Genomic DNA, 10,365 nt, shown 5'->3' on the forward strand with positions numbered 1-10,365 from the left:
GCTATTCTCCCACCGGATGTATCGGAATCATCTTGCGTTCCGTAATGACAGTCTTGCGGCCACCAAACAGGCTGGTTTCGGGCGTGCTGTCCGAGCATCCATTGCCGAACGAGAAACCACACGAGGCACGCAGGTCAAACGCATCTTCCGCGTATTCGCGATGCGCGGTTGGAATCACGAAGCGATCTTCATAGTTGGCGATAGCCAGATAGCGATACATCTCGTCGACCTGTGCCGTATTCAGACCGACTTCGTCGAGCACCTCGGGACTTTCTCTACGTTCGACATGGCGTTCGCGCATGAAGCCGCGCATCGCCAGCATCCGCTTGAGGGCCAGGCGTACCGGCGCTTCGTCGCCGGCGGTGAGCAGGTTGGCCAGATAACGTAACGGGATACGCAGCGAATCGACATCCGGCAACAAGCCTTTCATGCCTAGCCGGCCATCATTGGCGGCCGAATTTATCGGTGAAAGGGGTGGGACGTACCAGACCATCGGCAAGGTCCGGTATTCCGGATGGAGCGGGAAGGCGATTTTCCAATCCATAGCCATTTTATATACAGGCGAATGACGTGCCGCTTCCAGCCAGTTGTCCGGTACGCCGTCGAGGGCTGCCTGTTCGCGCACGGCCGGATCGTTGGGGTCGAGGAAAATGGAGAGCTGGGCTTCATACAGATCCTTCGGGTCCGCTACCGATGCGGCTTCCTGGATCCGGTCAGCGTCGTAAAGGAGGACGCCGAGATAGCGAATCCGCCCGACGCAAGTTTCCGAGCATACCGTCGGTTGACCCGCCTCGATACGCGGGTAGCAGAAAATACATTTTTCCGATTTCCCGCTTTTCCAGTTGTAATAAATTTTCTTGTAAGGGCATCCCGATACGCACATGCGCCAGCCCCGGCATTTATCCTGGTCGATCAGGACGATGCCATCCTCTTCACGCTTATAAATTGCACCTGACGGGCAAGATGCAACACAAGCGGGATTGAGGCAGTGTTCGCATAGGCGCGGTAAATACATCATGAACGTATTTTCAAACTCGCCGTAGATATCGGTCTGCACCTGATCGAAGTTATAGTCCTGCTTGCGCTTTTCAAACTCTCCACCAAGGATTTCTTCCCAGTTTGGCCCCCATTCTATTTTTTCCATCCGTTTGCCTGTGATCAACGACCGGGGGCGGGCGACGGGCACGACTTTGACGTCGGGGGCATTATGCAAATTGGCGTAATCGAAGGTGAACGGCTCATAGTAATCGTCGATCTCCGGCAGGTTAGGATTACCGAAAATCTGCGAAAGCACGCGCCACTTGCTGCCGGCACGAAGTTCTAGCTTGCCATTCGCGCGGCGCTTCCAGCCGCCGTTCCAGCGATCCTGGTTTTCCCAGTCCTTGGGATAGCCGATGCCGGGCTTGGTTTCGACGTTGTTGAACCATGCGTATTCCATCCCCTCACGTGAGGTCCAGACGTTTTTGCAGGTAACCGAACAGGTATGGCAGCCGATGCATTTGTCGAGATTCATTACCATGCCGATCTGGGCGCGGATTTTCATCGTTTTTCTCCGGATTCTTCGTCGCTCGTGGCGAATACCGAGGCATCCTTGGCAAGGATATGGTGATCGCTGACGGCAACGGCAGGTGCAGATTCATCCTTCCAGTCGATCATCTTCATCTTGCGCACAATCACAAATTCGTCGCGATTCGAACCGACCGTACCGTAGTAATTGAAGCCGTAGGAGAGTTGCGCACAGCCACCGATCATGTGCGTCGGTTTCAGCATGACGCGCGTCACCGAATTGTGGATGCCGCGCACCCCGGTGATTTCCGAACCGGGCGTATTGATGATTTTTTCCTGCGCGTGATACATGAATACGGCGCCTACCGGAATCCGTTGACTGACTACCGCGCGCGCGGTCAACGCACCGTTCAGATTGAAGGCTTCGATCCAGTCATTGTCGATTACCCCGATTTTTCTGGCGTCAATCTCGGAAATCCAGACGATAGGTCCGCCGCGCGACAACGTCAGCATCAGCAAATTGTCAGTGTAGGTACTGTGGATTCCCCATTTTTGATGCGGCGTCAGGAAGTTCAATGCGATCTCGGGATTGCCGTTCGAGCGGCTGCCGGCCATTCCCACCGTGCTGCGCGTGTCGATCGGTGGCTTATAGACGCACAGCGATTCGCCAAAATCCCGCATCCATACGTGATCCTGGTAAAGCTGCTGGCGCCCGGAAAGGGTGCGCCATGGAATCAGTTCATGCACATTTGTATAGCCTGCGCTATATGAGACGTGCTCGGATTCAATCCCGCTCCAGGTCGGCGACGAAATGATCTTGCGCGGCTGGGCCTGGATATCCCGGAAGCGGATTTTTTCATCCTCGCGAGCGCGCGACAGATGTGTGTGATCGGCACCGGTGAGCTTGGACAACGCCTGCCAGGCTTTGAGCGCGACAGCGCCGTTGGTTTCCGGCGCGAGCGACAGAATCACTTCGGCGGCATCAATCGCCGACAGGATTTGCGGCCGTCCGTGCGATATGCCTTCGTCTGTGACAGGGTAATTCAATGCCCGAAGTTGATCGATCTCTTCTCCGGTTTGCCAGGTGATGCCTTTGCCGCCATTGCCGAGTGAATCGAGCAGTGGTCCGAGCGACGTGAATTTGCGATAGGTATTTGGATAATCGCGTTCGACGATCGTGACGCTGCCCATCGTTTTTCCAGGAATCGGGTCGCATTCATTATGCCCCCAGTCGGCAACACCGTCGGTTTGCGCGATTTCACCGGGACTGTCATGCTGCAGCGGTGACAATACCACGTCATGTTCTATGCCCAGGTGACCTTCGGTCAACTCAGAGAATTTCTTCGCAATGCCCTTATAGATTTCCCAATCGCTTTTGGACTGCCATGCTGGATCAACGGCGGTCGACAACGGATGGATGAAAGGATGCATGTCAGACGTATTCATGTCGTCCTTTTCATACCAGGTTGCCGTCGGCAGCACGATGTCGGAATACAGGCAAGTGGTGGACATCCTGAAATCCAACGTCACAACTAGGTCGAGTTTACCTTCGGGGGCCTGATCGTGCCATTTCACTTCCTTGGGCAAAAGCCCAGCACTTGTACCGAGATCTTTTCCTTGGACGCCATGCTCGGCGCCGAGCAGGTGTTTCAGGAAATACTCATGTCCTTTGCCTGACGACCCGAGCAAATTGGATCGCCATATGAACAGGTTTCGCGGAAAATTTTCCGGCGCGTCGGGGTCGACACATGACATTTCAAGCGAGCCGTCCTTGAGTCCTTGCGCAACATGCGTGGCGGCATTCAAACCAGTTGCCGCCCGGCCGATGTCGAGTGGATTGGTCTTGAACTGCGGAGCGGAGGGTAACCAGCCCATTCGTTCGGCCCGGACGTTATAGTCGATCGGGCTGTCGGCGAATCTGCTGCTATCGGTCAACGGCGACAGCAACTCGGTGATTTTCATCGTTTCATAGCGCCATTGATCAGTATGCGCATAGAAGAATGAGGTGCCGTTCATGAAGCGCGGCGGACGGTGCCAGTCGGTAGCGAACGCGAGCGGCAACCAGCCGGTTTGCGGGCGCAATTTTTCCTGGCCGACATAATGCGCCCAACCGCCACCCGACTTACCAACGCAACCGCACATAACGAGCAAATTGATAATGGAACGATAGCTCATGTCCATGTTGAACCAATGGTTCAAGCCGGCGCCCAGGATGACCATCGACTTTCCTTCGGTCTTGTGGGCGTTATCGGCGAATTCACGGGCGACGTTGATCACATCCTGTCGTTTGACACCGGTAATTTTTTCCTGCCAGGCCGGAGTATATGGAACGTCGTCGTCGAAACTGGCTGCGACATTGGCGCCGCCGAGCCCCTGGTCCACGCCATAGTTGGCGATGAACAGGTCATATACGGTTGCCACCAGCACTTCGCCGTTGGCAGTGGCGATTTTGCGTACACCGATTCGGCGCGGCAATATGCCGGCATGGCCGGTATGCGTGAAGTGTGTATGTTCGACATTGCCGAAGTAAGGGAAGGCGACGTCGAGCACTTCGTCATGGCTTGCCACAAATGACATAAGTGGTCGAATCGGCGTGCCTTTGGCATCCTCTTCCCGCAGATTCCATTTTCCGGCATCGCCACCGTCTTTTTGCCCCCAGCGAAAACCGATGGATCCGACCGGGGTTACCAGTTTTCCGCTCAGTTCATCGATTGCGACCGTCTTCCAAGCGGCATTGTTATCCTGGCCGAGCCCGTCGTCGAACTCGTCCGAACGCAGGAGGCGTTCCGGCACATAATGGTCGCCCTGTTTGACGATGCGCACCAGCAGCGGCATGTCGGTAAATCGCCGACAGTAGTCTGCAAAATAGTCGCTCTTGCCTGCGACGTGAAACTCTTTCAGCACAACATGGCCCATGGCAAGTCCGAGCGCCGCATCGGTACCTTGTTTCGGATGGAGCCAGATATCGCCGAATTTCGCGCCCTCAGCATAATCGGGAAAAATCGATACGACTTTGGCGCCGCGATATCGGACCTCGGTCATGAAATGGGCGTCTGGAGTGCGTGTTTGCGGCACGTTCGATCCCCACATCATGATGAAGGTCGAGTTGTACCAGTCCGCCGACTCGGGAACATCGGTTTGTTCACCCCAGGTTTGCGGTGAGGCGGGCGGCAAATCGCAGTACCAATCGTAAAAGCTCAGGTTAACCCCGCCGATCAGCGACAGGTAACGGCTACCTGCGGCATAGGAAACCATGGACATCGCAGGTATCGGTGAAAAGCCGACTATCCGGTCGGGACCGTGTCGTTTGATGGTATGGATGTTCGCCGCGGCGATGATTTCGTTGACTTCCTCCCAACTAGAGCGAATGAAGCCACCCAGGCCGCGACGTTTTGTATACGAGGCGCGCGTCTCCTGATTTCCTACAATCGCACTCCATGCCTCGACGGGCGCTAGTGTCTGCCGCTTTTCGCGCCACAGTCTAAGCAGCGAGCCCCGGATCAGCGGATACTTGAGGCGATTTGCGCTGTAGAGATACCACGAGTAAGAGGCGCCGCGGGAACAGCCACGAGGCTCATGATTCGGCATGTCGGGGCGAGTTCGCGGATAATCGGTCTGCTGGGTTTCCCAAGTGACGATGCCGCTTTTTACATAAATCTTCCACGAACAGGACCCGGTGCAATTAACCCCATGGGTCGAACGGACGATTTTGTCATGCTGCCATCGCTTCCGATAGGAATCTTCCCATCCACGGTCTTCTTGGGTCGTTGCCCCATGACCGTCGGAAAACGTCGGCCTCTTTGTGGAAAAGTATTTTAGACGATCAACAAAGTGGCTCATCCGATCTATCTCCTGTCATTTGAGGTTCCGACTGTACGCACTTTAAGTTTGTTTCTGGCAAGTATCCGGCAGTTTTTTGATATACCTCAAATTTGTGAATTAAATAACGCGCCAGCGCTTGAACAACCGATGGTGAAGGTCGTTAAATAGATCATTCCCGTGTCGTGACACATAGTCTCGGTTCCCCGCCACACCGTTTCAACCGTGCATCAAGGAGAAATCAAATGGCAATGCCACATCTTTCATCTGGCGGCATCATAAATATATTGCCGTTGGGGAAAATAATTAACAGTACACCAACTGCCGCAATTTTCAAGGACGAACATCTTGAAGTGATTCGAATCGTTCTTACTAGCGGCATGCGAATGCCGACGCATGCGGTAGCTGGGCCAATAACGGTGCAATGCATTGAAGGTGAAGTGGATATCGGCGTCGACGGTGCAAATAGAAAAATTTGCGCAGGCGATCTGCTTTATCTAGCGGGCGGAGTTGGGCATGATCTTACTGCCATCGTAAATTCCTCTTTGCTTGTGACCATCGCGCTACTGGAAAGGTAATCAGTTCCATTGCGATGAAGTGCGCCATTTAATGCCTGAAGCGGACTGATCTGGTACTTGAAATGAGCGGGGGGATTTATCTGACTAGCGAGGCCGCCAAACCTAGGCGGAAATGGAAACCTTTCCAGCCCGACTAAATTTTATAACCTCTGGTGTTTACGCAGTATGTTGGGGGGCTGGGTTGGTTTGTAATAATGGGGCGGCGAGGAATCGAACCCGCCGCCTTCCGACTTTCCGTTCTGACACTTATACTCATCCATCCCAAACAATATCGCCGTCCGTAATGTTTGGCATAGTGCAAGAAGACGTCCTGTCGAATTGTTATCGGGCGCTGCTAAAGTCCAGCATTCTCGTTGCTTTGCATTATTGACCAGATCGCATTACGGCATCCAAAGGAATACGGGGCGCAGTCTCGGGACGGCTATTGAGTTGAATCCACTGAAATTGGGCTTGGTGCTTCAGTATCGAACCTGAAGCGGCAAACATTCGCGCCTTTCACCATGCATGCTTCATGGACGACTTTGCTGTCGGTAAATGTAGAGAGCAGGGCAAGATCAAACCGGCATACTTGAGGATGTTTGCTTGCCAGATCATGGAACACGCAATTGTCGGCTTCGATAATCGGAATGCCTTTTATATCGGCTGGGGCATTGGGGTTGACCCTGTAACCAAGCTCTTCCATGAGCACAGCCAGATGTTGCACCTTGGCGGGCAAATCCTCTCCTGCCGTGCCGCTAGCGCGCAATTGTTTAGCCACGTTCTCACCCATGGCGGCGAGGCGTTCGCCGACGCCTTCCTGGCCGGCTTCCTGTTCCAGCATGCCAATCAGTAATTGTGCAAACCAAGAATACTGGCGGGGGAAAGAACTGCTTCCCTTGTCGGTCAATACATATAGCTGTTCCGGGCGTCCTCCGGATGGCCGGGTAATGCTTTTCGTCACAAGCGTGTTGGCTTCCAGCGTAGCCAGATGTTGTCTGACCGCTGTACGTGTTATGCCGAGAGCCTTGGAGAAATTATCAACCGTCAGGCCAGTTTTGTTTTTGATGAGCAGCTCAAGAAACTCCCTGTGCCGCACTCCTATCATGTCAGTCATTTACATCCCTCGATTCGCATCTGGCGAAACCAGCCTTTATTATGACAGGTCCACTTAAAACATAAAAGGCTTTACAAAGTGTTTTAACATGATTATTCTGAATTTTTAACCAGAATAATGAGGATCAAAATGAACACAGCAATGAACCGGACAATAAACGCCTTGATCGCCGGCATGTTGACGTTGGGAACTACGGCAGCAATGGCGCAGTCGGCGGCGCCGAGCGATGCGCAGATTGCCGGAATCGTGGTCGCGGCCAATACAGTGGATATCAATGCCGGCATGGTGGCCAAATCGAAATCGCATAACAAGGAAGTAAAAGAATTTGCGCAGCGCATGATTACCGACCATTCCGGTGTCAACAAACAAGCCACCGCTTTAGTTACCAAGCTGCATGTCACGCCAGAGGAGAGCGCAACCAGCGCGAGCCTTAAAGAAGGCGGCGTGGCGAACCTGAAAAACCTTCACTCGCTTAAGGGCAAAGCATTCGACAAGGCCTATGTCGACCATGAAGTTACTTATCATCAAGCGGTGTTGGATGCGATTGACAAGACTCTCCTGCCCAGCGCCCAGAATGCCGAGTTGAAAGACCTGATCGCGAAAGTCCGGCCTGCAATCGATGCCCATCTGCAACACGCCAAAGAAATTCAAGCATCAATGAAATAGAGCATGAATATGTCTGCCTCCTCAGGCTGCGGCGGTTGGCGACGCCAATGGATTGCTTCAGTGCTGCTGTATTGCGCGTGCGCGGGCATGGCGCTGGGGGCAGACATGGGTGTTCATCCAGTGACCCATGTGATCACTATCGAGGGCATGAAATATTCACCAGAGGTAATCGAAGTCAACGCGGGCGACACTATTGTATGGACCAACAAAGATGCCTTTCCTCATACGGTTACCGCGGAAAACCATCGTTTCGACTCGAAGGAAATCGGTTCCGGTCGCTCGTGGAAATTCAAGGCATCGGTGAGGGGTGTTTTCCCTTACATTTGTTCTTTCCATCCAACGATGAGAGGGAAGTTAGTCGTGAAATAGATGGGTGTTTGCAAAAAATAGCAGATGCAAAATTTAGATATTCAAGGCGTCTTTGTTTCGCGAAGAATTAGTCAGCGAGGCCTAGTAAGGTTTTGCCATCGTGTGATAAATAGGAATTGCGGAGTGAAATTTAGCTTAATTATTTGTTTTTGTTGAAATTTGGCTCGGACCTGAAATCAGTGGGTGGCGGGTTCATGTTCTGCCGCCAGCACCAAAATATAAAAGGTTCTCAGAAATGAGACCTTTTTCTTTTGGAGTGTCCAAAGTACGCCTGTTCCATTGCCACGTTGTTAGGACGGCGCCCGCATCGCTTCAAGCCGTTTTACGCGGTTTTTTTAGATCCCCAGCATTGTTTTTTGTTGTGGAAAAGACTGTAAATCATGCCCCTACCGTCCTGTGATAATCAGCGGCCAATGGTGGGGGAGTGAATCGAACACGTGTCTGGAGCCAGGACATCACTTCCCCTACCGATTACTTCTTGGTCGAATGCGCTGCACCCTTAGTAGCGGCTTGCGACAGTTGATCGACAGCGTTGTTGACGTTGGTTTCCAGGGTTTCAACAGCTTGCTTGGTGTTCTTGGCAAACTGTTCGTAACCGGCGTTGGCGCTGCCGATTGCCGATTTGATGAACGCAACTGCGCCTTCTGCGCCTGGCGGCACGTTTTTCGATGCCTGGTCAACGAACTCGATGACCTTACGCTTGGTTTCTGCAACTTGCGCTTCCGCTGCCTTGGTCAGTTCAGTTTGTGTGCCGGAAGCGATGCTGGCGAAATGACGACCGTAAGCGATGGCTTTTTCAGTATTTGGCTGGGCCAGGGCTGCGCTCAGCGAGAAAAATTCTTGCGGATCTTTGGCAGCAAAGAGTTTCTGAGTGGTAGCGGTCGACTCGTGCAGCGAAGCCTTGGCGGCGCTCAGGTTGAGGTCGATCAGTTTTTCCACGCCAGCAAATGCCTTGGTAGTGAAATCGGTATAAAGGGCCAGATTAGCTTCAAAATTGGCTTTGGCGGCGGCTGAAAATTGTTCTGCAACGGTAGACATGGCTTCTCCAAGGAGTCGGTGTTGTAAAAACAGGCAACATTAGTAGGACGACGAAAGGTGGCTAAAGACTAGCCGTTGGCTGCAGAGTGCTATGGATTTAAATGGCATATTGTGCGGTGCACAAACATGAGTATAGATTTTTGTTGCCAGATGTCTAGCTGGTAGTTTTGACAGTGCCAATTGCATTATTAATTGAATGACAAGACACTCCCTCTCCGATATTTGCGGGGCCGCGGTGTGCGCTTGAGGTGAGAGGAAGTAGCTAAATCGAACCCACGCCTAGCTTATGTGAGCGATCTGACAATGCCGCAGCGATTACGCGAAATTGCGGCTTATACCGTCATGAAAAAAGCTGTCGACTGTGACCTTTCAATTGGTCGGGTAACAGCAGCGCATTACTGCGCCGCCGTCCCCTAAGAACGGAGCGTGCGACTTTCACCGCACTCCGCTCAAGCCTCTCGAAGTCTTCTTTCGTCAACCGGTTAGTCCCGGAATCGTCGGTATTTGCGTCGCGCGAAATAATCATCCCACTCCGGATCAAATGGATTAGCGGCACATCGAATTTTGAGGTGTCGCCGGATTTTAGTATCGCGGGCCTTGACCAGCGCAACCATTTCCGTTGAACCCGTATTTTCGGTAGTGGCAAATACCCAGTGCCGATGTTGCATGCACTTGAAGTATTTATCCTTAATCCATCTCGCCCCTTTGTTAGGATGACGTCGCGTAGCCCAGCGCCACAATAACTGCCATAGATACGTATCCACATCCGTAAAGATTTTCTTGGCAACGCCATGTCGATGATATTGCGTCCAGCCACGGATGACCGGGTTGAGTTGCTGTATCAGGTTATGTTGTTTCGCCGTCGAATTGTCTTTAATGATTTTCCTGAGTTTGCTGCACAGAGACTGAATGCTTTTCTGTGCAGGCCGCGTGAGCAGCTTGTCGCCGAAGCGACGAAGATTCACGCCCAAGAAATCGAATCCCTCCTCAATAGCAGTGACACGCGTTTTCTCAGCAGAGAGGGTGAGACCCCGTTCCGCCAGAAACGCGTCGATACACGGTTTGACTTCTTGTTCCAGAAACTCTTTCGAGTGGCCCGTCACAATAAAATCGTCAGCGTATCGAACGAAGTTCATTCGGAGGCGACTGCGCTTCCGTTCGGTGTTTGCCAGCTGTTGGCTCAATCGTGCTTGCAAGCCATCGAGCGCCATGGTTGCGACCGTCGGGGAAATAATTCCCCCTTGTGGTGTGCCCGCCATGGTTGGAGAGAGGATATGGCTTTCCATGAAACCGGCT

At 52.8% G+C, this 10,365-nt stretch carries 8 protein-coding genes; 3 read left to right on the forward strand and 5 right to left on the reverse strand.

Going from position 1 to position 10,365, the window contains the following annotated elements; translation table 11 throughout:
* Position 1 precedes the first annotated feature (1 nt).
* Together narH and BM205_RS21460 are read right to left on the reverse strand one after the other, a co-directional pair.
* Positions 2-1,543: a nitrate reductase subunit beta gene (gene narH / locus BM205_RS21455; protein ID WP_092416904.1), complete on the reverse strand. Its 1,542-nt coding sequence runs from the start codon at positions 1,541-1,543 to the stop codon at positions 2-4.
* On the reverse strand, positions 1,540-5,346 hold the full coding sequence (locus tag BM205_RS21460) for a nitrate reductase subunit alpha (protein ID WP_175511342.1): 3,807 nt from the start codon (positions 5,344-5,346) through the stop codon (positions 1,540-1,542). Before BM205_RS21460 ends, narH begins: the two co-directional genes overlap by 4 nt.
* Positions 5,347-5,570: 224 nt before the next feature.
* On the opposite strand from BM205_RS21460, the gene BM205_RS21465 reads away from it, so the two are divergent.
* Positions 5,571-5,903 carry a cupin domain-containing protein gene (locus BM205_RS21465; RefSeq protein ID WP_092416905.1) on the forward strand — a complete coding sequence of 111 codons (333 nt, stop codon included), beginning with the start codon at positions 5,571-5,573 and terminating at the stop codon, positions 5,901-5,903.
* Between the two features lie 421 nt (positions 5,904-6,324).
* Here the strand turns inward: BM205_RS21465 and BM205_RS21470 are convergent, their stop codons facing one another.
* The gene (locus tag BM205_RS21470) at positions 6,325-6,996 is read right to left on the reverse strand and encodes a helix-turn-helix transcriptional regulator (protein WP_092416906.1); all 672 of its coding nucleotides are present in this window, start codon (positions 6,994-6,996) and stop codon (positions 6,325-6,327) included.
* Between the two features lie 129 nt (positions 6,997-7,125).
* Here BM205_RS21470 and BM205_RS21475 point away from each other — a divergent pair, with 129 nt between their 5' ends.
* Together BM205_RS21475 and BM205_RS21480 are read left to right on the forward strand one after the other, a co-directional pair.
* Positions 7,126-7,662, forward strand: coding sequence for a DUF4142 domain-containing protein (locus BM205_RS21475; RefSeq protein ID WP_371326520.1), 537 nt, complete (start codon positions 7,126-7,128; stop codon positions 7,660-7,662).
* 3 nt (positions 7,663-7,665) lie between these two features.
* The gene (locus tag BM205_RS21480; protein WP_254783997.1) at positions 7,666-8,031 is read left to right on the forward strand and encodes a cupredoxin domain-containing protein; all 366 of its coding nucleotides are present in this window, start codon (positions 7,666-7,668) and stop codon (positions 8,029-8,031) included.
* Positions 8,032-8,502: 471 nt separating this feature from the next.
* Here BM205_RS21480 and BM205_RS21485 read toward each other — a convergent pair whose 3' ends face one another.
* Positions 8,503-9,069, reverse strand: a complete 567-nt coding sequence (locus BM205_RS21485) for a phasin family protein (protein ID WP_092416908.1) — start codon at positions 9,067-9,069, stop codon at positions 8,503-8,505.
* A gap of 482 nt (positions 9,070-9,551) precedes the next feature.
* On the reverse strand, positions 9,552-10,365 hold an 814-nt coding region (locus BM205_RS21490; protein ID WP_254783998.1), incomplete at its 5' end, for a group II intron maturase-specific domain-containing protein.

It is taken from the genome of Collimonas sp. OK307, assembly GCF_900113705.1.
Lineage (GTDB): Bacteria > Pseudomonadota > Gammaproteobacteria > Burkholderiales > Burkholderiaceae_D > Collimonas.